Genomic DNA, 22683 nt, shown 5'->3' on the forward strand with positions numbered 1-22683 from the left:
ACAGCAGAGCCGGAAGGATTTGCGGTGCGACCACAGTGGGTGCCGACCGATCGGGATGTCGACGAAGCCGCCGTCACCGAATTCGCCCGGTTCGCGGAAGCCGAGACCGGTATCACCGCACCGGATTACCGAACACTGTGGCAGTGGTCGGTCGACGATCCCGCGGCCTTCTGGCGCGTGCTGTGGAAGTACTTCGAACTCGGCGAGATCGGCGGCGAGGTGCTGGCCGATTCGGCCATGCCGGGGGCGCGATGGTTCCCCGGCACCCGGCTGAACTACACCGATCAGGTGGTGCGCCAGGCCCGTACCGATGGGCGGCCCGCGATCATCGCGCTGCACGAGGACGCCGAACCGCGCGAGGTCTCGTGGTTCGAATTGATCGACGAGACCGCGGCATTCGCTCGCACACTGCGAACTCTCGGGGTGCGTCCCGGTGATCGCGTCGTCGGATATCTGCCGAATATCTCCGAGGCGGTGGTCGCCTTCCTCGCCACCGCCGCCGTCGGCGCGGTCTGGAGTGCCTGCGGCCAGGACTATTCGGCCAAGGCCGCGCTGGATCGGCTCGGGCAACTCGAACCGACGGTGCTGATCACCGCGGACGGATACCGTTTCGGCGGTAAGGCCCACGACAAACGCGACGATATCGCCGCCCTGCGGGCCGGTCTGCCGAGTCTGCGCGCCACCGTCGCCGTCTCGCGACTGGGATTGCCCGTCGACAGGGCGACACCGTGGCGCGACGCGGTCGACAGCACCGATAACGCGGGCGCGTTGATCGCGACCGAACCGGTGGATTTCGACCATCCGCTGTGGATCGTCTTCTCTTCGGGCACAACCGGTCTGCCGAAGGGCATCGTGCACGGCCACGGTGGCGTTGTGCTCGAACACCTCAAAGCGATCGCGCTGCAATCGGATATCGGCGCCGATGACATCTTCTTCTGGTACACGAGCCCGAGCTGGATGATGTGGAATTTCCAGGTCGCGGGCTTGCTGGTGGGCGCGACCATCGTCTGCTACGACGGCAGCCCGTCCTACCCGGCCCCGGACGCGCTGTGGCGCATCGCGTCCCGGATCGGCGTGACGGTGCTCGGCACCAGCCCCGGCTATGTGCTCGCCTGTATCAAGGCGGGTGCGCGCCCGAGTGCCGAGCACGACCTGACCGCGCTGCGAACGGTCGGCATCACCGGTTCACCACTGCCTCGGTCCTCGGCGCTGTGGCTGGGCGAGAATATCGGCGAACATGTCCGGATCTCCTCGATCAGCGGCGGCACGGATGTGGTCTCCGCCTTCATGGGCGGGGTCCGCACGGTGCCGGTCTGGCCGGGCGAGTTGTCCGCGCCCTATCTCGGTGTCGCCATGGACTCCTACGACGCCGCGGGCGAACCGGTGCGCGAGGAGGTCGGCGAACTGGTGATCACCAACCCCATGCCATCCATGCCGGTCGGCTTCTGGCGCGATGTGGACGGCACGCGCTACCGCGACGCCTATTTCGACATGTTCCCCGGCGTCTGGCGCCACGGCGACTGGATCACCATCACCGACCGCGGCAGTATCGTGGTGCACGGCCGTTCCGATTCCACGTTGAACAGGAACGGCATTCGGATGGGCAGCGCCGATATCTACCAAGCCGTCGAGCGGCTGCCCGAGATCGCCGAGGCACTGATAATCGGCGCCGAGCAACCGGACGGCGGGTACTGGATGCCGCTGTTCGTCGTCCTCGTACCCGGCGCCGGGCTCACCGACGAACTGCGCGAGCGCATCGAGACCACCATCAGGACCGAGGTCTCCCCGCGCCACATCCCCGACGAGATCCTGCTCGCCCCCGGTATTCCGCATACTCGCACCGGTAAGAAACTCGAGGTCCCGATCAAGAAGTTGTTCCAGGGCGCCGACCCCAGCCGCGTCGTCGAGCGCAGCGCGGTCGATGATCCCGACCTGCTCGACTGGTACGCCGCGGTGCGCCCGCCCACGGCCCACTGACCGCCTCGCGCCACCCCGTCACCGCGACGACCCGCGGCGCGGGAGTCTCGGCGAAGGTGTGTGTGACACCGAGCGCGAGCACCCCCGCCGTCGACCAGCACCGGACCGAGTTCGTGTCCCCCGACGAATCGGATCTGCGCGCCGGGCGCCAGCTGCGGCACCTCAACACCGAGCCGCACGGTTCCACGAGCAATAAGTGATCTATCATTCACATATGTCTCATGGCCTTACACTGGTAAAATATTGAGGTAAGTTTCCAGCTGTTCGGCGGCGATTCGAATGATGCCCCCGGTGCCCACCCGCATCGTCGGAACCCGCCCGCCGGCACTCGGGCGCACCGGCGCGAGACAAAACCGCCTCGTCGTCGCGCCGGTGCGCCCGTCCCGCACGCTCTGGCCGACACGGACGAAACCGCGCGGAGTCCTGGCTCGTTACCATGTCGGACATGAGTGTCGACAATCGCCGAACCGCGCGTAAGGCCGTCACCGGCGATTCGGCACCGCGGGAGATCCGGCGGCGACCGAAGAATCGGCGCGCCCAGATCGCCGCCGCGTCCGCCGCGGCCTTCGGGTCGCTGGGTTACCACGGCGTCAGCATGGAAGATATCGCCTCGGGACTCGGCATCAGTTCGGCCGCGCTCTACCGCCACTATCCCAGCAAATACGCGCTGTTCCGCGAGGAACTGCTGCGGGTGGGCAGGGCGATGACCGAATCGGTCGAGCTGCCGGAACAGGCCGAGGCCGAGCCCGCGCCGCCGCGCGAGCGGCTGCGGCAGGTGGTCGACGCCCTCATCGGCGCGACCATCGAGAACCGCCCGAGCGTCACCCTGGTCCGCTGGGAGGGTCGCTACCTCGAGGAGCCGGATCGACAGACCCTCGACGAACAGCAACTGACGGTGCTTAACGCGCTCGGCGACCGGCTCGGCGAACTGCGGCCCGAACTGACCGAGAACGACCGCAGGGTGCTGCGCGCCGCGATGCTCAGCGTGATCACGAGTATCGCCGACCACCACGCCACCTTGCCATCGAAATCCCTTGTGCGACTTCTCAGTTCGGCCTGCCTCGCCATCGCCGACGCACCGCTGCCGCCTGCGGAGAAGACGGCGCGGATACCGGTGGCGATCGAGATCCCGGATTCGTTCAAACACGAATTACTACTGCGCAAGGCCGTCGAACTCTTCCACGACCGCGGCTACCCGAACGTCAGCGTCGAGGAGATCGCCAGCGCCGCAGGGCTTTCCGCCGCCTCGGCGGTGTATCGCTTCTACCGGGGCAAAAGCGATCTACTCGCCGCCGCGTTCCGCAGGGCCGCCGAGCGGGTCTCCGGCGCGATCGGGCCCGCGGTTGCCGCGGCGTCGGGGCCGGAGGCGGCGCTGACGGATCTGATCGGCCACTACGTCGAGGGCTCCTTCGCCGAACGGGCGCTGACCTTCGTGTACTACACCGAATTCCAGCATGTTCCGGCCGAGGAGCGGACGGTACTGCGCAATATCCAGCGACTCAGTGTCGAGGAATGGGCGCGGTTGTTGCGCGAGGTCAGGCCCGAACTCTCCCCCGCCGAGGCCAGGTTCCTCGTCCACGCGGCCTTCGCGCTCGTGGTGGATCTCGGGCGGTCCTTCGACTCGGAACCCTTCGCCGCCCAGGCTCGGGTCAAGCTGCTGATGCAGGTGGTCCTCTTCCAGCGCCCCGCCCTCGCATGAGAGGCACTATGTTATTAGATATTCTCCACCTGGATATGTAGATCGCGCACGTTGAGGGCCGTGTTACCACCTCTTTGTGACTTTTCATTCAAATATTCTCCGCCCCACGTCAACCAGGGTTTAGCGATCGTTCGCCTGGGTTACCATCGCTGAATGGATGCCCCGAAACGTCGCGCTCCCCGGCAGGCGAATGCGGAGGACGGCACCGCGCAACGAGTCGTCCGTCGCCGCCCGCGCGATCGCCGGGCGCAGATCGCGGCGGCCTCCGCCGAGGCGTTCGGCAATCTGGGCTACCACGGCGTCAGCATGGAGGACATCGCCTCCCGTCTCGACATCAGCTCCACCGCGCTCTACCGCCACTACCCCAGCAAATACGCGCTGTTCCGCGAGGAAACGCTGCGGCTGGGCACCCTCGCCGTCGAGGCCCTACGACTACCCGACGAACTGGCCGACGCGCCCGCCGCGCAGCGTCTCGAACACATCCTCGACGCGTTGATCACCCAATCCATCGCGAATCGCCGCAGCGCGGCGCTCCTGCGCTGGCAGAGCCGATATCTCGAACCCGACGACAACCGAGTGCTCAGCGAGCATCTGTTCCGGGTCTACACCGTGGTCCGCGATCTGCTGGTCGAGTCGCGCCCGGATCTGGACGGGGGCGAGCGGTCGGTGCGCGCCTCCGCGGCCCTCAGCATCATCGGCAGCATCTCCGACCACCACGTCTCGGTTCCGGTGCGAACGCTGACGAATCTGCTCCGTTCGGCCTGTCACACGGTCCTCGACGCCGATCTGCCCGCCCTCGACTCGCAGGCCGAATCTCCCGGCGCCACCGAGGTTCCGCTCACCTTCAAACACGAGTTGCTGCTCAAACGGGCCATCGAACTGTTCCACGAGCACGGCTACCCCCAGGTGAGCGTGGAAGATATCGCCCATGCGGCGGGATTGCCCGCCTCGTCCGCGGTGTACCGGTTCTACCGCAGCAAAGGCGATATCCTCGCCGCGGCGTTCCGCCGTGCGGCGGAACGGGTTTCGGCCGCCATCGGACCCGCTATCGCCGCTTCCGAAAGTCCGGAGCAGGCGCTGAGGACCCTCATCGAACTGTACGTACGCGGTTCGTTCGACGAGCGGGAGCTGACCTTCGTCTACTACGCCGAGATCAGCAACGTACCGGCTGAGGATCGCACGGTGCTGCGCAATATTCAGCGCCTCAATGTCGAGGAATGGGCCAAGCTGGTCGGCGGGATGCGCCCGGAGCTCTCCGCCGCCGAGGCCAGGATGCTGGTCCACGCCGCATTGGCCCTCGTGGTCGATATCGGACGCTGGCACGGTCCCGACAATCCGATCTGTTCGCCCGCACGCGTCATCCGTTTGATGCAGGTCATCCTGTTCGGCAGGACCGCCGCGGGGTGATCGGCCCGGGATCGGGGAGTCACTGCTGTGGTGACGGCGCCAACGGCGAATTCACCTTGTTGACGAGCCAGACGCCGTCGACCTTCTCCATACGCATCACCATCGACAGCTGACCGGGGGCGGGTTTGCCCTGCGTGCCGAGGCTGGTGATGGTCTGCCCGATCACCACGATGGCCTCGGCGGAGGTCTCGTCACCGGATTTGATCGCACACTGCACGTCGTTGGCCTTCGACACCACTTCGCCTTGGGACAGCACCTCTTTCAGCTCCCTGCTGGTGTCGTCGAACTGCTTCTTCCAGTCGCCGGTCGCACCGGCGAGCACCGCGGCGAAGTAGCTGTCGAGATTCTTCGCGTCGTAATCGGCGAGGACGGGAGCGTATTTGCACGCGGCGGCGCGCGCCTGCTCGTGCGCCGCCAGCAGGCCGTCGCTCGCACGGTCCTGGAGGAAGAAGTAGACCGAGGAGGCGAGGGACGCGCCGAGCAGCAACGCGGCGGCGGTGCGCACGGCGACCGCCCCCTTCTTCCCCACTCGGACGCGGCCGAGTACAGCGCCGATGCCGGAGCGACCGGCCGATGCGACGGTGCTGGATTCCGGCGCGCTCGAATCGGCGACATCCGCACCAGCGGTGGCGGATTCAGCGGTGGCGGATTCGGCGGTGGCCGATCCGGCGGTGCTCGATCCGGCGGTGCTCGAACCGGCGACATCGGATTCGGCCGATCCGGAATCCGCCGCCTGCGGTTCGGAGGCGGTCTCCTGCGCGGCAACCTTCGTGATGTCCACGGCCTGCGCCGTCGTATCGACGTCTTTGTCACTCATGTCGAATCGTTCCTATCTACCGGGTGCTGGTCGAGACAGTTCGTTGCCGGTGACCCCGGGCGGCGGCCCGGAACCGTTGTCCGGCACATTCGGCCGGGGGGCGTTCGCCGATCCGCGGACCTGCAGGGCCGGGTCGCTGGTGACGCAGTAGTTGTACAGCCGCACCCTGGTATCGGTCGTCTCCAGCGTCGGGACCACGGGGATGGTGTCGTAATCGCAGGTCGGCCGGGGCCACGGGTCGACCAGGGTGTGGAACGAACCGTCGTAGGACGGGATGCCGACCGCCTCGACCCCTTCGCGCAGAGCGGGGAACAGCGCGGCGATGGCGGGCGCGCGCAGTTTCGCCGATCTGGTGATCGCGACGAAATTCGTCACCAGGTTCGTGATCGGGTCCTTGGTCTCCTCCACGAATCCGCCCAGTGTCGCCAATTGCCCGGGCGCGAGATCCAAGAAGCGGCGCACCTCCTGATCGGCCGCTGTCAGCTGTTCGAACAGCGCGCCAGCGCCGGTGGTCAGCGTGGTCAGATCCGGTTGCGCGTGCGAGGTCGTCTCCGAGATCACGCCGAGGTTCTCGATCAGCTGACGGGTCTGCGGGAGCAGTCCGTCCAGTCCTGCCATGGCCCTGCTGATCCCGGAGATCATGTTGCGCAGACGATCCGGACCGCCCGCCAATGCCTTGTCCAGCTCATCGATGATCACGTTGAGCCGCTGCGGATTCATCCCGCCGATCAGGCTGCTCACATTGGTGAGCAGCGATTCGATCGTGACCGGCGCCTTGGTCCGCGCTCGCTCGACCACCGATCCGTCGACCAGATACGGGCCGGTGTCGGAATCCGGCCGGAAATCCAGATATTGCTCGCCCGCCGCCGAGAGCCTGCCGACCGCGACCGTGCCGCCGACGGGAATCTTCGCGCCCGAGTTTATTTCGGCGATCGCGGTGATACCGGTGTCGGATATCCGCACCTGCGCCACCTTGCCGACCCTGGTACCGCGGAAGGTCACATCGTGATTGGCCAGCAGCCCGCCCGAGGTCTCCAGTTCGACGGTGACCCGATACGTGCTCGGCAGCGGGTTGAATCGCAGCACCGCGGCGCCGAGGTAGGCCGAGCCCAGTATCAGCACGACGATCAGCCCGATATTCGCGACGCCGATCCGGTGGCGAACCAGGTAGTTCCACAACGGGATATTCATCGTCCGCCTCCCGGCCGCGGTGTGCTGTTCAACCTGCCGATGACCTTCTCGATCACCTGGGTGAGACTGCCGATGAAGGCGGGGACATCGCCGAGTTCGGGTGCTCTGCTGCCCGCGGGATCGGTCAGCGCGCCGATGCTCAGGAACGAAACCGTCGCGGCGACGGCCAGGGTCGGTCCTTCGAAAGAGGCCATGACGGACGGGTAGACCTGGTCGAAACGCTCCAGCGCCTGGCCCAACTCCGTGGACTGGGTGAAACCGGACATCAGTTTCTGGACGCTGTCGAAAAGACTCACGAATTCCGGCGAGGTGGTCTCGGTGAAATCGCCGAGCGCGGCCATGGTCACCGAGACCTTCTCGATGAGACCGGCGATATCCTTGTTGTTCTCTGCCACCAACCCCAACAGCCCGGGGAAGGTATCGGCGGCCACACCGAGTTCGGCCTTGCGCCGGGCGAGTTCACCGGTCAGTACGGTGATGCCGGACAGCGTGCCGTCGATATCGGCTGTGCGCGCGTTGAGCGCCGCGATCGCGCTGGACAGTTCGTTCAGCACATGCGCCAGTTGCGGCGCCCGCCCGGCGAACATGGAATCCATCTCGGAGGTGATCTTGGCGGCCTGATTCAGGCCGCCGCCGTTGAGCAGCATGGAGATGGAGACCATCAACTGCTCGACGGAGGCTCCCGCCGCGGTGTGCTCGACACCGATGGTGTCGCCGGGACGCAGCAGCTGCGTGTCCGGTGCCGTGGCGGGCAGTGTCATGGCGATGAAGATGTCGCCGAGCGGGGTGGCCTGGCGCAGTTCGGCCGTGGTGCCGCGCGGCAACTGGATATCGTCACGGATCAGCATCTCGACGTCGGCGATGAAATTGGTCGACTCGATCTCTGTCACGACCCCGATATCGGTGCCGCCGATCTTCACGTGGGCGCGCTCCGGCAGGTTGAGCGCGTCGTGGAAGGCGGCGTGGATGACGTAGCCGTCGCCGCCGATACCCGGTTTCGGCATCGGCATGTTCGCCACGGTGACCGCGCATCCGGTGGCCGCGCCGATACCGACCGCGGTGACCAGCGCGACCATCGCCTTGATCGCGTAACTACCTGTGCGCGCGCTCATTTGGTGATCCCGAGCAGCGCGGCGGTGAGACCGAAGTCCGGACCCATATCCTGAATCTTTCCGGTACGGCAGCCGTCGAGCCGCATCTGCACGCGTTCGCAGAACAGCCCCAACGCCTCGCCATCGAGCACCGCCTTGTCCAGCAGACCGTGCAGGCGCAGCGCACGCTGATCCCGGCTCACGGCGTTGGAGAAGTTCTGGAGGAACAGCGGTGTCACATCGATGATTTCGGTCAGTCCGCGGGCGTTGGCGCGCATCTGCTCGGTGATGGTGACGAATCGGGTGAGTGCGCCTGCCAGCTGATCCCTGTTCTGACCGACGACCGCCGAGGTATTGGCGACGAAATCGTTGAGCTGTGTCAGCACGGCGTGCAGGCCGGGAGCCTGCTCGCCCATCAGCTGCACCAATTCGGTCAGCCTGCCGCTGAAGTCGCGCACCGTCTGGTCGTTGGAGGCGATCACCTGGGTGATGTCGTTGAGTTTGACGATGGTATTGGCGATCTGGTCCTTGTTGGCGAAGGTGACCTCGAAGGCCGAGGACAGCGCGTCCAGCGTCTCTCGCAGCCGATCACCGTTGCCGTCGAGCAGCGGGAAGAGCACCCGGCTGGCCATCGGGCCGTTCTGGTTGTCGCCGGCGAGCGCCGCGCCGAGCTGATCGAAATTCTCCAGGATCCGATCCAATTCGACAGGGGTTCTGGTGCGTGCCAACGGAATATGATCGCCGTCGGCGAGCACCGGCCCGTCGCCGGTGTAGGCGGGAGCCAGTTCCACATGCCGGTTGGTGATCAGCTGCGGGGAGATCAGCGCTGCTATCGCGTTCGCGGGCAGCTTGACGTCCTTATCGATCGACATGATCACTTCGACATAGCTGCCGCGTGCGGTCACCGTGTCGACTCTGCCCACCGGAACGCCGAGCACGGCCACCTCGTTACCGGCGTAGAGACCGGCCACATTCTCGAAATCCGCGCTGATGCGCAGATGTTCGTCGAGATACTCTCCCGGCAACGAGGCGATGCTCTCCGGCAGAATCGAGCATCCCGAGGCGAAGGCCACGGCGGCGCACATCACCACGAGTTTCGACATGGTACGAAAATTCATCAGTTGCATCCCGGTACCGCCTGTGCGAAACAAAGCCAGTTGTCGGGGAGGAACCACGGCGCCCAGACATCACCGTACGGCCCGTTGCCGAGCGCATTGTTGAACTGCCGGAACGCGACCGGCATGATCTCGTAGAGCCGGTCCAGGTTCTCCCGATTCTTCTCCAGACCCTCGGTCATGGTGTTGAGATTCTCGATGAGCGGACCGAGCTGGCCGTTGTTCTCGACGCCCATGTCCTGCAGCAGACCCGAGAGCGCGGCGACATTGTCGAGGAGCTGGCGCAGCAGAGTCTGCCGCTTGGCCACGGCATTGCCGATCGCCTCGCCCCTGGTCAGCAGCACCAGCACGCTGTTCTGATTATCCGAGACCAGTTCCGATACCTGGTCCATGCTCTTCAGTAGCGTGTCGACTTCGTCACGGCGTTCGTTGATGACCTTCGCCAGCGCGCCGATACTGTCCAGCGCCGCGACCGTCATCTGCGGGGAATCCCCCATCTGACGATCGAGCAGGTCCAGCGATTGCCGTAATTTATCGGGGTCGATCCGCTCGATCCGCTCGAACGACGAGGTGTACTTCGGATCCTGGATCACCTTGGCCAGGTTGTAGGGCACCGCCGTGTTCTCCAACCGAATCGTGTCCTGCGGCAGTTCTTTTCCATTTCCCGGAGTCAGTTCGATATGGAGCCTGCCGAGGATGGTCGACATCTTGATCGCCGCCCTTGCATTCGGCCCGAGCCGCAGATCGCGGCGCACGCGCAGGTCGACGACGACCTTGTCGCCGACCAACCGGACCGCGCGCACCGCGCCGACCTCGATTCCGGAGACGTCCACCGTCGCGCCGGGGCGCAGCCCGGCGGCCTGTGCGAATTCCGCGTGAATCGTCTTATCCGCCAGCCGCGCCTCGGAGACCGCGCTGGAGACGACCAGTAACAGCGCGACCGCCGCCGCGGCTGCCACACCCAGCCAGAGATACCGGTTCTTCGAGTACCAGGACCATCGACGTGCCGTCGTCATCGGCATACCTCCGATTGAGAGTCGCCGCCGACCTGGGAGAACAATCCCGGTGGCAGGAGTACACCCCACAGCGACACGTCGAGTCGGCAGATGTAGGCGTTGGCGTAGCCGCCGTAGCTGGTGAACCGCGCCAAGGCGTTGAGCACCGTCGGGAATTGGATCGCGGCGTTGTCGAGCGCCGCGCCGTTGACGAGCAGCAGCGCGATACCGGTGGTCGCGTCGTTCTGCGCCCTGGCCAAATCGGGTTTCACCTGGGTGATGAGCCCGACCAGCGAATCGGTCGCGGTGGCGACCTGGTCGACGGAATGTTTCAGCGACTCACCCTCCGCGTAGAGCGCCTCCACGAGGGATCGGGCCTGGGTGATGAGGGTTTCCAGTTCCTGGCTGCGATTGGCCAATCCGCTCAGCACACTGCTGAGGTTGGTGATGACATCGCCGAGAATCCGGTCGCGCTGGCCGAAGGTGCCCGCCAACTCCGCGGCCTGGGTGATGAGCATGCTCAGTGAGACGCCATCGCCCTGCAGCGCCTGGATCAGCGTCTCCGACAGCGAATTCACCTGATCCGGTTGCAGCACGCCGAACAGCGGTTCGAACCCGGACAGCAGCGAGGAGACGTCGAAGGACGGCTCGGTGCGTTCGATGGGGATATGCCCGCCCGGTCGCAGCGCCTCGCCGCCGCCCTCGCCGGGGATCAGGGCGATATAGCGCTGACCGATCAGATTCTGGTACCGGACCAGCGCCTTGGTCGCGGTGGTCAGCCGCTGCCGGTCCTGGATCCGGAATTCGATCCTGGCCAGGTAGTCGTCATCGAAGTCGATCGCGTCGACGCGGCCGACGCGTACGCCGGCCATCCTGACGTCATCGCCGATCCGCACCCCCATCACATCGGAGAAGGTCGCGGAATAGGTCGCGGTATCGCCCGGCACCGATCGTTGCAGGGTGGACCAGATCGTGTAGGTCAAGAAGATCGCCAGCACCGCGAAGAAGCTGAATCCGACGAGCGCTTTACCGGATTTCACGGTCAGTTACCTCCTTCTGCGGTGTCGTAAACGGTCACCGTTCCTCCGGCGAGCAGCGGTGTGATCAGCAGCAGTTGCGCCGCGGTCGGCGCACCGCCGACGACGGCGGCGACGCCCGCGTACCCTCGTCCCGCCGCGATCGGCCGGACGCCGGGAACGGCCGCGGTATGGCCGGTCCCGGTGGTGTCGGAAGCCGGTGCGGTGAGTCCGGGAATCGCCGGAAGTCCAGGAATCGCGGGCAGTCCTGGAATAGCGGGACTCCCGGCCGCCCCCCCGCCCGTCGCCCCCTGCGCGCCGGGCACGATCGAGACCGGCGCCGGCCCCGCGGCGTCGAGCCAGCGCGGCATCATCTGCGGCGGATACACCTGCTCCGGAGCGACCTCGGGAACCGTCGGCCCGCCGCAGCGCGGACCGTACATCGGGCCGTAGTGCGGACATTCCGAGGCGGTGTACTGCTGGAACGGCGTGAGACTCACGTCCATCGACCACACCATCTGGCGCTTGGGACCGAAATGGAAGACCGAGCCGAGTTTGCCCAATGTCGCGTTGAGATTGCGCACCGTGAAGGGGATTGCCTCCGGATCTTTGGCGAGATCGCCGAAGACCTGGTCGAGGCCTGGCACGAGTTCCTTCGCGGAATTCGGATTCGCCGCGAACAGACCGTTCACCGAGTCGATGGTGTTACTCGCGTTCGCGAGCAGGGCGACCAGATTCGCGCGGCGTTCGGTGAGCGTGCGCGCCACGGTCACCGATTCCGTCAGCACACCGACCAATTCGGGCGCGGAGCGGCTCAATTCGGTGCTGGCGCGGCCGAGATCGCCGAGGAGATCGCCGATGCCGGGAGTCGAATGTATCTGGGACAGCCAGTTGTCCAGGCGCTCGACGGTGGAACCGGGGGCACGGGCGCCAGGATCCAGTGCGGCGGCCAAAGTGGCGAGCACCCGGCCGAGCTTCTCCGGCTGGATATTGTCCAGCACATCTCGCAGCACGGTGAGAGTGGTCTGCAGTTGGACGGCCCCCGCACCGGTATCCTCGGGAATCGTCGCGCCCGCCGACAGCTTCGCGCCGCCGGAACCGGTGTCCACCAATTCGATCGCGGTGACGCCGAAGAGGTTGTTCGGCACCACCCGCGCCTTCACCCCGGCCGGAATCGTGTGAGCGACATCGGGTTTCAAATCGACCTCGGCGCGTTGACGCACGCCCTTGCCAACCACCTCCACCTCGACGACGGAACCGACGACCATGCCGCGGAACTTCACGTCGGCACGGGCGGGCAGTCCGTCACCGGTGCTGGTGAGCTCGACGGTCACCGGCACCTTCTCCTCGAAGTACCCGTTGTATCGCAGTGCGAGCAGCGCCATCGCGACGACGAGCGCCACGAACATGGCGAGTCCGGACAGGGTGAGCTGGCGGGCGGTCGGGCCGCGTCCACTGGGATCGAGCAACATCGGCGGCCCCTATCCCGAGATCCGGAATCCGGGATCGATGCCCCAGATCGCAAGGGTGAGAAACAGATTGGTGAAAACCATGACGACGATGACCATCTTGATCGCGCGGCCTGCCGCCACCCCGACACCCTCGGGGCCGCCGGTGGCGGTGTAGCCGTAGTAGCACTGGATGAAGGTCGCGAGCAGCGTGAACACCGCGACCTTGAGCAGGGAGAAGAAAACGTCGGGGCCGACGAGGAATTGGTAGAAGTAGTGGTCGTAGGTACCGGCGGAGGTGCCGCCGAGGAACAGGACCGACAGTTTGGTGGCCAGGTAGGCGGTGGCGAGACCGACCGTGTACAGCGGAATGATGGTCAGGGTCGACGCGATCATCCGGGTGGTCACCAGATAGGGCAGCGGGCGGATGGCGATGGATTCGAGCGCGTCGATCTCCTCGGAGATCCGCATCGAGCCGAGTTGCGCGGTGAAACGGCACCCGGCCTGGATGGCGAAGGCCAGCGTGGCCAGGATCGGGGCCAGTTCCCTCGTGGTCGCGAAACCGGAGATGGCGCCGGTCAGCGGCCCCATGGTGAGCAGGTTCAGCGCCGAGTACGACTCCATGCCGACCGTGATGCCGCCGAAGGCGCACAGGATGATGATGACACCCACCGTGCCCCCACCGACCACGAGCGATCCGTTACCCCACCCGACGTCGGCGGTGAGCCGCAGCACCTCTTTGCGATAATGCTTGAGCGCCACCGGAATTGCCATCAACGCCTGGAAGAACGTGATGACCTGGTGCCCGACGCGCTGATTCATCCGGTACGGCACGGCCACTGCCGTACCGACCCCCCGGAATGGTTTCAGCGCGGGCGGGGTGTACTGCGAGCCCATCTCAGATGACCTTCGTCGGAAACAGCGTGTTGTACAGCTGCGTGAGGATGATGTTGGTGGCGAACAACATCAGTGCCGAGGTGACCACCGCCGAATTGACCGCGTTCGCGACACCACCCGGACCACCCTTGGCGTGTAATCCGATGTCGCAGGCGATGATCGCGGTCAGCGCGCCGAATATCGCCGCCTTGATCAGCGCGATGCTCAGATCGTTCGCCACCGCGAAGGACGCGAAGGAGCTGATGAACGATCCCGGCGTCCCGGACTGGGCGTAGACATTGAACATATAGGCGGTCGCGAATCCGACGAAGACGACGAATCCACACAGCAGCATGCTGACCAGCACCGCGGCCACCAACCTCGGTGCGACGAGCCGCCGTACCGGGTCGACGCCCATGACCATCATCGCGTCGATCTCCTCGCGGATGGTCCGCGAGCCGAGATCCGCGCAGATCGCCGAACCCACCGCGCCCGCGATCATCAACGAGGTCACCAGTGGCGCACCCTGGCGAATGATGCCGAGGCCGGCGACCGCACCGATGAAGGTGGTCGCACCGACCTGATTCACCAACGCGCCCACCTGGATCGAGACGACGACGGCGATCGGTATCGCGACGAATACCGTGGGGGCCGCGGAGACGCTGGCCATGAACGCGCACTGCCTGATGAACTCGTGATACGGGAACCGGCGCGCGAAAATCGCGCGGAACAGCTCGATCACCGCGTCCCGGCCCAGCATCACTTGACGGCCGAGCGTTTCGAGCGAGCGCTGTGGATGCCGCTGCCACAACCCCTTCAGGTCCTGGACCGCCAATCCCAGATCTGTCTGTTCAGGCGGTCGTTCGGTGATGGTCACTGGTGCCCGAGTCCTTTCCCGGCTGTCCGTCGCCCACTCGCCGACCGGCGTGCCGGTCGCCCCCGGGCGAGGCGCGGAGCGTGTGCAGTGTCGCATAGGTACGACGTGAGACACAACACAGATGTGAATGCTAATTCTTATAAGGAAACCTGTCACCGCTTCGCAAAAGCACCTCGTGAACGGCGAAATCAGCAGGTGGTTAGAGCTGATCCGAGCAGCGAACAGCCACGCGGTCGATCTAAGTGTCCAGTAAGTTATCGTCCGGATAGATCTCGATACGGCCGTTGGCGGCTACGCGGCCCCGCTCAGGTGATGCTGCAGCAATACGAGGAGGTAGCCGACGACGCCGATACCCGCCGCGAGGGCGCTCAGCACGGCGACCCACAGTCCGTAGCGCAGAATCGGATTGACCTTCATACGCCCACCGAGGATCTTGATTCCGATCACCAGGATGTCGATGAGCCACACCAGAAACATCATCAGGTCATGCACACATTCGAGAAGGTGAGCACCGGCCAGCACACGATGGAACCGAGGAAGGACATGACGACGTCGAGTCCGTGCATATCCTTCAGGTGACTCGTGTGCGTCAGCGTCCAGATGAGACCGATCAGCCCGTAAGGGATTCCGAGGATGATCAGGGTTCCGACGAACTCGGAAACCTTCATCTCGTAGCTGAATATTCGATCCAGCTTCTCGAGCATGTACGTGCGTCCTTTCCTACGCCGGAACGAGCACCAGCGGCCCCACTGCCGCGGCCCCGAGGGGATGGTCACGCCACGGATCGAGCCGATCGCGTGACCATCCGTCCGGTACGGGGAGCTATGTTACGCACGATTCTCGAATATATGGAAGTCCTTCGAGCGAATATCCCTCACAACTACCCGCAACTACGCATGTATATGACCAGTTATGTCGCCGACTAAGTGAACTATGTTGGTGACGGTTCTCCCGGCCGACACTACCGGGATGTTCGGCGACACAGCACGGGAAGAGGTCCGGCGCGAACGGCGGCACGAGGGTCGCACACCCCATCGCGCCGTTTCCGCGACACGTACTACGGGTCCGCCCACGAGCAGAGGATCGCAGACGACGAACGCGTTCGACAATCCTCGGCGACCGGACGGCACCGAACCGATGAGCGCACAACCGGGCGAACGGCCGGTATCGATCGGCGAGATCGTCCGATCTGTCGATAACTACCTCTGCGCAGCGCCACCCGGGAAGTCAAGCAATGGCCAAGTCTCAACAGCCGCATTACCTGGCTATACACCGCATTTCGCACCCGCGTAACCCGCCGCGCACCCGCCCGAATCGATCGAGCCCAACGCTGCGAAATTAGAAGAATATGCAGTAACATACCGGGTGCGGGGCCACCCGCTTCGCATGCCGCCGGAGGTTCGATGACGTTTCACACCGTGCCGCGAGCCGCCGATCTCGGCGTGCACCGGATTCTCGCCGGCCCCGGTCGCGCTTCGGCCGAGAGGCCCGTCCCGTCTCTCGATCCGAGAGTCGGGATACCAAGGCGATCAACAGGATTCTCGGCGCGGAGTCGACAGTTTTCGAGTTTCTCGGCTGCCTGCTCTTCGCCGCGAGTCTCGCCGCCGTCGCGCGGACCATCGCGATCCCGCTCGTTCGCCTCGTCCGCCGTACCACGAAAGGACTCTCTTAATTCTCCCGCCTGAAGGCGGGGAGATTTCCAGCTCGGACAGCAACCGAACCAACCCCCGAAGGAGGCGAATCCGCTTGTCTCACGTCATCGACACTGGTGTGGACCCGTTCTGCCACAACCAGAATCACTCTGGCGGCGTTGCGGTCCCTCGAATCGGTGAAACCACAGAAAGAACACGAGAAACCACGTTCGTGCAGTTCGAGTCGCTTGGCTCTCACGAAACAGCTACCGCACGTCATCGTCGTATAGGCGGGCCGAACCAACACCACCCTCCGCCCGGCCCGGCCAGCACCCTCGATCAACTCACGCTTCGCCACACCGATAGCGGCGTCAGCAGCCTTCCTCGCCATCGTGGACTTCGCCAGAAACAGCGGCTTGAAATCCTCGACAGCGATCAGATCATGGCGCTCGACAACCCGCTTCGCCCACACACGGGAGTCATGGATATTCTGCCGGGCCGCTTTCTTCGCCAACTTCGCCGCCCGACGCTTCGCCTCGACGTACCCCCTGCTACCAGGCCGACCCTTCCGATAAACGACGAGCCATCTTCCGCTGTGCCTTCGCCAACTCGGCAGCACACCGTCTCCGGTGACCGAGGTAGGGCAGATCGAACGCCGGATCGGCGGTCGTGGCCGTGGTCGACACACCCAAGTCGACAAAGCAGCTTCAGCGATGCGTCCAGGCCGCAGCCTGTAGGTGTAGCGCACCACTTCGCCCATACGTTCGATCCAACGAAAGATCATGCGATGCAACAGAAACGACACGCACACCTCTTCCTCCCCGCCGTGAACGACGGGGTATCCAAGGCGGTTACACGATGACCGCCGCCGCTCAGCCGAGGGATCACCAGGACGCCACGCCCCTGCACGGGGATCAGACCCGCATCCACATCAGCACCTCGCATCGGCCGCTCACCAAGCGGCCGATCAAACTGTCCGACGCGTTGGACTTCTGGTCCTTCGCGGGCGCCGCGGCCAATGTGGCGATGCAGATGGCGCGGCCGGGGGTCGGATACGGCGTCGCGGAGAGCAAGGTGGAGTCGGGGTCTCTGATGAAACACCCGTGGAAACGGGCGCGCACCACCACCCAATACCTTGCCGTGGCCATCCTTGGTACCGAGGAGGAACGGGCGGCGTATCGGGAGGCGGTGAACTCGGTGCACCGGCATGTTCGCTCGGAGCCGGGCGCCCCGGTGAAGTACAACGCCTTCGACCGCGATCTCCAGATGTGGGTCGCCGCATGCCTGTACATCGGCTTCGAGGACACCTACCAGCTGCTCCAGGGGCGGATGAGCGAGGAACAGGCCGAGGCGTTCTACGCGTCGTCGTCCACGCTCGGCACCACCCTTCAGGTCACCGAGGAGATGTGGCCCGCCACCCGCAAGGATTTCGACGAGTACTGGAACAAGGCCTGCGAGCAGGCGATCATGGACGACTTCGTGCGGTCCTACGTCGATGATCTGCTGAATCTACGGATGATCCACTGGTACATGCGATTGCCGTTCAAGAGGCTGCTGCAATTCCTCACCATCGGATTCCTCGCCCCGCATTTCCGTGAGCAGTTGCACCTGAAGTGGACCGCCGCGGATCAGCGCCGTTTCGAGCACCTGTTCGTCTTCGTCGGTTTCGTCAACCGTTTCATCCCGCGCCCCCTGCGCCACGGGGGCACCCATGTGCTGCTGGCCGATCTCCGGCACCGTATGCGCAGGCAGAAACCACTGGTCTGACGGAGCGGGCGCGGCGACGGCGGGCAGTTGGCGGGCCCGCCGTCGCACACGGATCAGCCTGCCTCGAAGATCCCGAAGCGGGCACCGGCGTCATCCGATCAGCCGTTGACCGTCTCGTCGGCACCGGCGGCGGCATCGGACACCACGGCGATGGCCCGCGGCGGCGCGGCGAGTGCGGCCGTCGCCCCGATACCCGCGCCGATACCCGCGCCGATGGCCGCGAGCGGAGCGGCCATCAGGGCCGCGCCGTAGGCCGCGCCGAGCGGGGCGGCGGCGAGACCGATGGGCGCGAACGGCATGCCGATGGCCAGGCCGAGTCCACCACCGACGCCCGCGCCGATGAGCGCGAACGGGCTCGCGAACGCCGCGCCCGCCGTCGCGCCGATGGCGGCGGCGCCGAGGGTCTGGCTCGCGACACGGTCGGAGCGAGTGCGTTCCATGCCGACCGAATCGAGGAACGTCGCGATATTGGCCTCGCCGATGGCCGCTCCGTCGTTGATCTGGATGGCCTGTTCCTTCGGCAGCCACTCCGGCGACTCGACCTGCACGTCGCCGAAGCGCAACTTGCCTGGCGGCGGCGCGATCGGCGGCACCGGCGTGACCGCGACGGGCGCGTGCAGCGCTTCCAGCGGAGCCAGGTACTCGGCCTTCGGTATCGGCCGCGCCCACTGCAGTGATGTCAGCGTGTCATCGGGGATGCGCCTGCCCAGGTACGGACGCACGTTCGGCACCTCCACGGCGGGCCACTGCTTGGCCTCGTCCTGAGCCGCCGGTGTGACCGCGGCACCGGGCGAATCGGCGTCGTCGGCGATCGAGGCGGCGTGGTCGGTCCGGCTCGCCGGGATGTACTGGTCCGGCTCGGCATCCGCGGTGCCGCTCCCCACCAGGGTAAGAACCACGGGAACCGCGCCCGCCACGACCATGGACCCTATCTTCTGTCGACGCGGGCTGATTGCCCTGTGCTTGCCGGTGCCCATCTATCGCCTTTCATCCTGAAAGTTCTTGTCGTTTCCCATTCGGACCCACCCTGCGCGCGGATTGGTCGAAGATGCGACGACAGTCGCGAAAAGGCACGGTCACCAGGGACTTCCGGGCTGTTCAGCGCCCTTGATTCCCGGGAGTCGAGCGGGTGGTCATCTCGCGTCGAGGAATTCGCGGGTAGCGGCGACGGCGAGAACGGCGCTCTCGGCGGCGGCCTCCATGGTCGAGGGCAGTGCGGTCCGCGTCCAGTCACCCGCGAGGAACAGACCGTCGATGGGTGTGCGCTGCGGCAGGCGTAACGCGTCGAAACCCGGTTGCGCGGAGAACGTCGCCTGCGGCTGGTGGATGACGTGGGTGCGCAACACCTTCGCCGCGCGCGCCTCCGGATAGTGCTGTACCAGCGATTCCACTGCCGCCGCGGTGAATTCGGCGTTGGGCAGGTGGATCACATCCCAGGAGGCGCTGACGGCCAGCGAATAGCAGTGCCCCGCCTCGGTCTCGACGCCGTGCATACCGGTGGTGTCGAACACCCACTCGATGGTGGTGTCGCGCAGGTTCTCCGCGAGCCGCCGCATCCGCAGTGGACGATCCAGCCACACGTACACACTCGAAATCGGTGCGGGCTCGATCTTGCGGGCAGGCGCGAAATGGTCGTACTGCCCGAGCAGTCCTCGATCGAGCAGTGTCGTCAGCGACCACGGCGGCAGCGCGAGCACGGCGGCGTCGGCGTCGATCACGCGCCCGTCCGTGAGCCTGACACCGGTGAGGCGGTCCTCGGTGAGTTCGATATCGGCGACACCGGTTCCGACGACAACCTGCGCGCCGCGTGCCCGCAGGTACTGCTCGGCAGGCGCGACGAACAGCTCGTGCAGACTCACGCGTGGCCACACCGCGTCACCGGCCCGAGGATTCCCCGCGAGCGCGCGACGGCCGATGAAACGCAGTGTCTGGGCGAACATGAAGGCCGATACCCGATCCGGCTTCTCGTTCAGCAGGCCGATGACGAATTGGTCGAGGACCAACGCGCGCAACGATTCCGGCGCTCCGATCCGGCGGAACCACCGGTCCACCGTGAGATCATCGAGTTCCGGGGCGGGCCGCAGCGCGGCGCGCGCGATCTTCGCCCAGGTGCGCACGGCGGCGGGGCGATCGCGCCACGGAATCGGCGGCCAGGCCATCCAGGACAGTCCGACGGCACGGCGCAGCGTGGGCGGCAACCACTTCGGCGCGCGCATGGTCAGCAACTGATCCGGTCCGGTTCTGATCGCGAACGGCGGTGCGTCCCAGAACAGCCGGTCCCGCGTGCCGATGGTGTCGATGTACCGCAGGAGCGCGTCGTAGCATCCCGCGAACAGATGCTGACCGTTGTCGACTCGCCCCTCGATACCAGCCACCTCGAACGAGATCGTCCGACCGCCCAGCCGTCCCCGCTTCTCCACCAGGGTGACCCGATGGCCCGCCTCGGCGAGCCAGACCGCCGTAGCCAGTCCCGCGAGACCAGCGCCGGCGACCACGACGTGCGCGGATTCCTTCTCGGCCATCGACACCTCCGTGAATCAATGAGACGTATTTACTGTCATCATCGCAGTACGATGTCGTTGTTGTACAGCCACATCCGATGGCAGATGGCTCTTTACAGCGAATAGCGGTCGGCGCGCGCGTCGGGCACGATGCGCCCCGCGGCGACGAGAGTGCGGAAGGCCGCGCCTTTCCTCGGGCAGGCGTCGGCACGGCATACGCGATGCGACTGCATCACCAGATGCGCCTGCTCGACAGTGAAAGACGCTGTCCGGACGTCATGTTCGTCGGATGCGCGGTTGCCTCCGAGCCAGCTGTCGACCATCCCCACCACCGCGACCAGCAGACCGCAGCCGGTGAGGATCGACCACAGCGATCCCACGGGTTCAGCGCTGCGCGGCTCGGCGGAAACAGAAGGCCGACGCCGCTAAGTACTGACGGCAGGCCGCGCCGTGGCCCGCGTGCACCGAGCGGATGAATCGGGCGCGGTCCTCGTCGAGGGATAATGGTTCCTGCGTGCAGTCACGGCTCTGAATCAGCCACAGTTCCCTGATATCCGAGTGCAGCACGTCCATCGTTCACCTCCGAGTGGTCAGTGCATCCGGCACCGGAAGGCGCCACCGGAAACGGCGCTCGAAGCGGCTGGATCGGACCGCCTCGGGACCGTGCGCCACGTTTTCCGGAGAGCCGACGCCTTCGAAAGGTCTGGGCACAACCCCGGTGCCGGATGCAGTTCCAGAGTGCGCGTTGCGATTCGGTAGATAACAGACCCGAATGCGGTAATTGCGAGTAATTTCCGATCGAGTCGGCCTGGCGTGAGGAAGCAGGACCTATGGTTGAGATCGACTGGACGGGCGAAGACGTGATGGCGCTTCGCGCGGCGATGCGGCGAAGTCGCTACGAGTTCGCGCGCTTGGTGGGCGTTACCCCGCGCACCGTTGTCTTGTGGGAGAAGGGCCGGACAACCCGGATGCATGCCGCAAGCAGGCGTTTGCTCGACCGGGTGCTATCCGAGGCCGATCCAGTTGTCGTCGCGCGATTCGAGCGGGCGATCACGGCGGGCCACGACGCGGCCAGTGAAACCGGAGACGCGAGCTCGGCGCTCGTGCGGAACACCAAGCTCGGTAGGTATACAGCGCTGGAACACACGGCGATCCGTGCAGCGCCGATCGGGCTCGACAAGGAAGTCGAGGAAGACGACGTGAGACGTCGAGAGTTGCTGGCCTGCATCGGCGCGGGCCTGGCTGGCCAGGCGGCAGACCTCGTGGCGAACGAACCCGAGAAGATGCTCGCGACACTGGATGCCGGATCGATCAGCGAACGCAGACTGGGGTTGCTGGAAGAGGCCGCCGACCTGCTCGGCAGCCAGGTGGTGCAGGTGCCCCCGCACGAATTACTGCACACCACCTTGGAACAATTCCGAACGGTTCGCGGCTGTCTGGGCGAAAGACAGGCGACTCTCCACCAGATTCGCCTGGTCCGCACCGCGGGCAGATTGGCGAATGTCGTCGGCGAAATACTTTTCAACGAAGGATATTTCGGTCGGGCGCGAAACTGGTACACCACCGCGATTCACGCGGCGCAGGATATCGGCGACCGCTATTCGGAGGATATCGCCCTCGCTGGTCTCGCCTATCTGCCCACCTACAGCGATAAGCCGCAGGAGGTGCTGAACATGCTCGCGCCCCGGCTCGCCGAGAATCCTCGCACGGGCGCGGCGGCGGCCTGGTTGTGGGGAATGGCCGCACGCGCGCACGCCGGCCTCGGTGACGCCGACCAGTTCGCCTACTGCATCGACAAGTCGGCCGCGGCGCTCGACGGCGCGCAGGCAGCGGACCTCCCGGTGGGCATCTTCTCCTTCCGGCCGGAGAAACTCGCCTTCTACCGAGCGATCGGCTATGCCAGGCTCGGCCGCCCCGAGGAGACCGCGCTGGCCGCCGCGCACGCGATATCGCTCTACGATCCGCGCGAGACGATGGAACCGGCCCTGGTGCGGTTCGAGCACGCCGCGGCGCTGCTCGTCTCGGGCGAGGTGGACGAGGCCTGCGCTGTCGCCACCGCCGCCATCACCGACGGCCACACCTACGTGGGCCTGACGGTGACCAAGCGGGCCAAACAGTTCGATTCCACCCTCGAGCGGTTGCACGGCCGCGCGATCTCCGATTGGCGTCAACAGGCCCATATGGTCATCGAATCGGCGCACAGCCGGGCATAGCCCTGGCACGTGGGGGCGGGACGCACCGGTCGGCAAGGGGATGTTCACCGGTGCGTCCCGCT

The 22683-nt window shown here is 65.7% G+C and carries 22 protein-coding genes; 6 read left to right on the forward strand and 16 right to left on the reverse strand.

The features are described from left to right. The first annotated feature begins 24 nt into the window (after positions 1–24). The 4 genes from ABZS43_RS22470 to ABZS43_RS22485 all read left to right on the forward strand — a co-directional run bounded on the left by ABZS43_RS22470 (position 25) and on the right by ABZS43_RS22485 (position 5083). Positions 25–1977, forward strand: coding sequence for an acetoacetate--CoA ligase (locus tag ABZS43_RS22470; RefSeq protein ID WP_355037890.1), 1953 nt, complete (start codon positions 25–27; stop codon positions 1975–1977). Between the two features lie 62 nt (positions 1978–2039). After that, complete coding sequence (locus ABZS43_RS22475; RefSeq protein WP_355037891.1) at positions 2040–2177, forward strand: hypothetical protein; 138 nt, start codon at positions 2040–2042, stop codon at positions 2175–2177. Between the two features lie 245 nt (positions 2178–2422). Next, positions 2423–3676, forward strand: coding sequence for a TetR/AcrR family transcriptional regulator (locus ABZS43_RS22480; RefSeq protein ID WP_355037892.1), 1254 nt, complete (start codon positions 2423–2425; stop codon positions 3674–3676). A gap of 153 nt (positions 3677–3829) precedes the next feature. After that, entirely contained in the window at positions 3830–5083 is a 1254-nt protein-coding gene (locus ABZS43_RS22485) for a TetR/AcrR family transcriptional regulator (RefSeq protein ID WP_355037893.1), read from the forward strand. A 19-nt stretch (positions 5084–5102) separates the two neighbouring features. On the opposite strand, the gene ABZS43_RS22490 is transcribed toward ABZS43_RS22485, so the two are convergent. The 12 genes from ABZS43_RS22490 to ABZS43_RS22545 form a co-directional block, all read right to left on the reverse strand. Next, entirely contained in the window at positions 5103–5900 is a 798-nt protein-coding gene (locus tag ABZS43_RS22490) for a hypothetical protein (RefSeq protein WP_355037894.1), read from the reverse strand. Between the two features lie 12 nt (positions 5901–5912). Then, positions 5913–7091: an MlaD family protein gene (locus ABZS43_RS22495; RefSeq protein WP_355037895.1), complete on the reverse strand. Its 1179-nt coding sequence runs from the start codon at positions 7089–7091 to the stop codon at positions 5913–5915. Further along, positions 7088–8203 (reverse strand): MCE family protein, encoded by a 1116-nt coding sequence (locus ABZS43_RS22500; protein ID WP_355037896.1) that lies wholly within the window; start codon positions 8201–8203, stop codon positions 7088–7090. Before ABZS43_RS22500 ends, ABZS43_RS22495 begins: the two co-directional genes overlap by 4 nt. Further along, entirely contained in the window at positions 8200–9300 is a 1101-nt protein-coding gene (locus ABZS43_RS22505) for an MCE family protein (protein WP_355037897.1), read from the reverse strand. The genes ABZS43_RS22500 and ABZS43_RS22505 overlap by 4 nt, the downstream gene beginning before the upstream one ends. Further along, complete coding sequence (locus tag ABZS43_RS22510) at positions 9300–10319, reverse strand: MCE family protein (RefSeq protein WP_355037898.1); 1020 nt, start codon at positions 10317–10319, stop codon at positions 9300–9302. The genes ABZS43_RS22505 and ABZS43_RS22510 overlap by 1 nt, the downstream gene beginning before the upstream one ends. Then, positions 10310–11332 (reverse strand): MlaD family protein, encoded by a 1023-nt coding sequence (locus ABZS43_RS22515; RefSeq protein ID WP_355037899.1) that lies wholly within the window; start codon positions 11330–11332, stop codon positions 10310–10312. The genes ABZS43_RS22510 and ABZS43_RS22515 overlap by 10 nt, the downstream gene beginning before the upstream one ends. Before the next feature lie 2 nt (positions 11333–11334). Continuing rightward, positions 11335–12780 carry an MCE family protein gene (locus ABZS43_RS22520; RefSeq protein WP_355037900.1) on the reverse strand — a complete coding sequence of 482 codons (1446 nt, stop codon included), beginning with the start codon at positions 12778–12780 and terminating at the stop codon, positions 11335–11337. Between the two features lie 9 nt (positions 12781–12789). After that, positions 12790–13653 (reverse strand): ABC transporter permease, encoded by an 864-nt coding sequence (locus tag ABZS43_RS22525; protein WP_355037901.1) that lies wholly within the window; start codon positions 13651–13653, stop codon positions 12790–12792. 1 nt (position 13654) lies between these two features. Beyond that, on the reverse strand, positions 13655–14509 hold the full coding sequence (locus ABZS43_RS22530; protein WP_355037902.1) for an ABC transporter permease: 855 nt from the start codon (positions 14507–14509) through the stop codon (positions 13655–13657). Positions 14510–14800: 291 nt separating this feature from the next. Further along, positions 14801–14989, reverse strand: coding sequence for a hypothetical protein (locus ABZS43_RS22535; protein ID WP_355037903.1), 189 nt, complete (start codon positions 14987–14989; stop codon positions 14801–14803). Continuing rightward, positions 14989–15213 (reverse strand): hypothetical protein, encoded by a 225-nt coding sequence (locus ABZS43_RS22540; RefSeq protein WP_355037904.1) that lies wholly within the window; start codon positions 15211–15213, stop codon positions 14989–14991. Before ABZS43_RS22540 ends, ABZS43_RS22535 begins: the two co-directional genes overlap by 1 nt. A 964-nt stretch (positions 15214–16177) precedes the next feature. After that, positions 16178–16654 carry a transposase gene (locus ABZS43_RS22545; protein ID WP_355037905.1) on the reverse strand — a complete coding sequence of 159 codons (477 nt, stop codon included), beginning with the start codon at positions 16652–16654 and terminating at the stop codon, positions 16178–16180. 344 nt (positions 16655–16998) lie between these two features. On the opposite strand from ABZS43_RS22545, the gene ABZS43_RS22550 reads away from it, so the two are divergent. Further along, a complete protein-coding gene (locus ABZS43_RS22550; protein ID WP_355037906.1) occupies positions 16999–17907 on the forward strand; it encodes an oxygenase MpaB family protein in 909 nt (302 codons plus the stop codon). A 98-nt stretch (positions 17908–18005) separates the two neighbouring features. Here the strand turns inward: ABZS43_RS22550 and ABZS43_RS22555 are convergent, their stop codons facing one another. The 4 genes from ABZS43_RS22555 to ABZS43_RS22570 form a co-directional block, all read right to left on the reverse strand. Continuing rightward, positions 18006–18830, reverse strand: coding sequence for a hypothetical protein (locus tag ABZS43_RS22555; RefSeq protein ID WP_355037907.1), 825 nt, complete (start codon positions 18828–18830; stop codon positions 18006–18008). A 210-nt stretch (positions 18831–19040) separates the two neighbouring features. Further along, entirely contained in the window at positions 19041–20429 is a 1389-nt protein-coding gene (gene hpnE, locus ABZS43_RS22560) for a hydroxysqualene dehydroxylase HpnE (protein WP_355037908.1), read from the reverse strand. Positions 20430–20521: 92 nt separating this feature from the next. Beyond that, positions 20522–20788, reverse strand: coding sequence for a hypothetical protein (locus tag ABZS43_RS22565; protein ID WP_355037909.1), 267 nt, complete (start codon positions 20786–20788; stop codon positions 20522–20524). A gap of 4 nt (positions 20789–20792) precedes the next feature. Next, complete coding sequence (locus ABZS43_RS22570; RefSeq protein WP_355037910.1) at positions 20793–20981, reverse strand: hypothetical protein; 189 nt, start codon at positions 20979–20981, stop codon at positions 20793–20795. 257 nt (positions 20982–21238) lie between these two features. Between ABZS43_RS22570 and ABZS43_RS22575 the strand changes: the two genes are divergently transcribed. Further along, positions 21239–22621, forward strand: a complete 1383-nt coding sequence (locus ABZS43_RS22575) for a helix-turn-helix transcriptional regulator (protein WP_355037911.1) — start codon at positions 21239–21241, stop codon at positions 22619–22621. The last annotated feature ends 62 nt before the right edge of the window (positions 22622–22683 follow it).

This window comes from Nocardia sp. NPDC005366, from assembly GCF_040606855.1.
Taxonomy (GTDB): Bacteria; Actinomycetota; Actinomycetes; order Mycobacteriales; family Mycobacteriaceae; genus Nocardia.

What these genes read in the sequence shown, in the direction of transcription:
- ABZS43_RS22480 (WP_355037892.1), top strand. Translation starts at nt 2,423, where the DNA reads ATGAGTGTCGACAATCGCCGAACCGCGCGTAAGGCCGTCACCGGCGAT.
- ABZS43_RS22485 (WP_355037893.1), top strand. Translation starts at nt 3,830, where the DNA reads ATGGATGCCCCGAAACGTCGCGCTCCCCGGCAGGCGAATGCGGAGGAC.
- ABZS43_RS22490 (WP_355037894.1), bottom strand. Translation starts at nt 5,900, where the DNA reads ATGAGTGACAAAGACGTCGATACGACGGCGCAGGCCGTGGACATCACG.
- ABZS43_RS22495 (WP_355037895.1), bottom strand. Translation starts at nt 7,091, where the DNA reads ATGAATATCCCGTTGTGGAACTACCTGGTTCGCCACCGGATCGGCGTC.
- ABZS43_RS22500 (WP_355037896.1), bottom strand. Translation starts at nt 8,203, where the DNA reads ATGAGCGCGCGCACAGGTAGTTACGCGATCAAGGCGATGGTCGCGCTG.
- ABZS43_RS22505 (WP_355037897.1), bottom strand. Translation starts at nt 9,300, where the DNA reads ATGAATTTTCGTACCATGTCGAAACTCGTGGTGATGTGCGCCGCCGTG.
- ABZS43_RS22510 (WP_355037898.1), bottom strand. Translation starts at nt 10,319, where the DNA reads ATGCCGATGACGACGGCACGTCGATGGTCCTGGTACTCGAAGAACCGG.
- ABZS43_RS22520 (WP_355037900.1), bottom strand. Translation starts at nt 12,780, where the DNA reads ATGTTGCTCGATCCCAGTGGACGCGGCCCGACCGCCCGCCAGCTCACC.
- ABZS43_RS22525 (WP_355037901.1), bottom strand. Translation starts at nt 13,653, where the DNA reads ATGGGCTCGCAGTACACCCCGCCCGCGCTGAAACCATTCCGGGGGGTC.
- ABZS43_RS22535 (WP_355037903.1), bottom strand. Translation starts at nt 14,989, where the DNA reads ATGATGTTTCTGGTGTGGCTCATCGACATCCTGGTGATCGGAATCAAG.
- ABZS43_RS22540 (WP_355037904.1), bottom strand. Translation starts at nt 15,213, where the DNA reads ATGCTCGAGAAGCTGGATCGAATATTCAGCTACGAGATGAAGGTTTCC.
- ABZS43_RS22550 (WP_355037906.1), top strand. Translation starts at nt 16,999, where the DNA reads ATGACCGCCGCCGCTCAGCCGAGGGATCACCAGGACGCCACGCCCCTG.
- ABZS43_RS22555 (WP_355037907.1), bottom strand. Translation starts at nt 18,830, where the DNA reads ATGGTCGTGGCGGGCGCGGTTCCCGTGGTTCTTACCCTGGTGGGGAGC.
- hpnE (WP_355037908.1), bottom strand. Translation starts at nt 20,429, where the DNA reads ATGGCCGAGAAGGAATCCGCGCACGTCGTGGTCGCCGGCGCTGGTCTC.
- ABZS43_RS22570 (WP_355037910.1), bottom strand. Translation starts at nt 20,981, where the DNA reads ATGGACGTGCTGCACTCGGATATCAGGGAACTGTGGCTGATTCAGAGC.
- ABZS43_RS22575 (WP_355037911.1), top strand. Translation starts at nt 21,239, where the DNA reads ATGGTTGAGATCGACTGGACGGGCGAAGACGTGATGGCGCTTCGCGCG.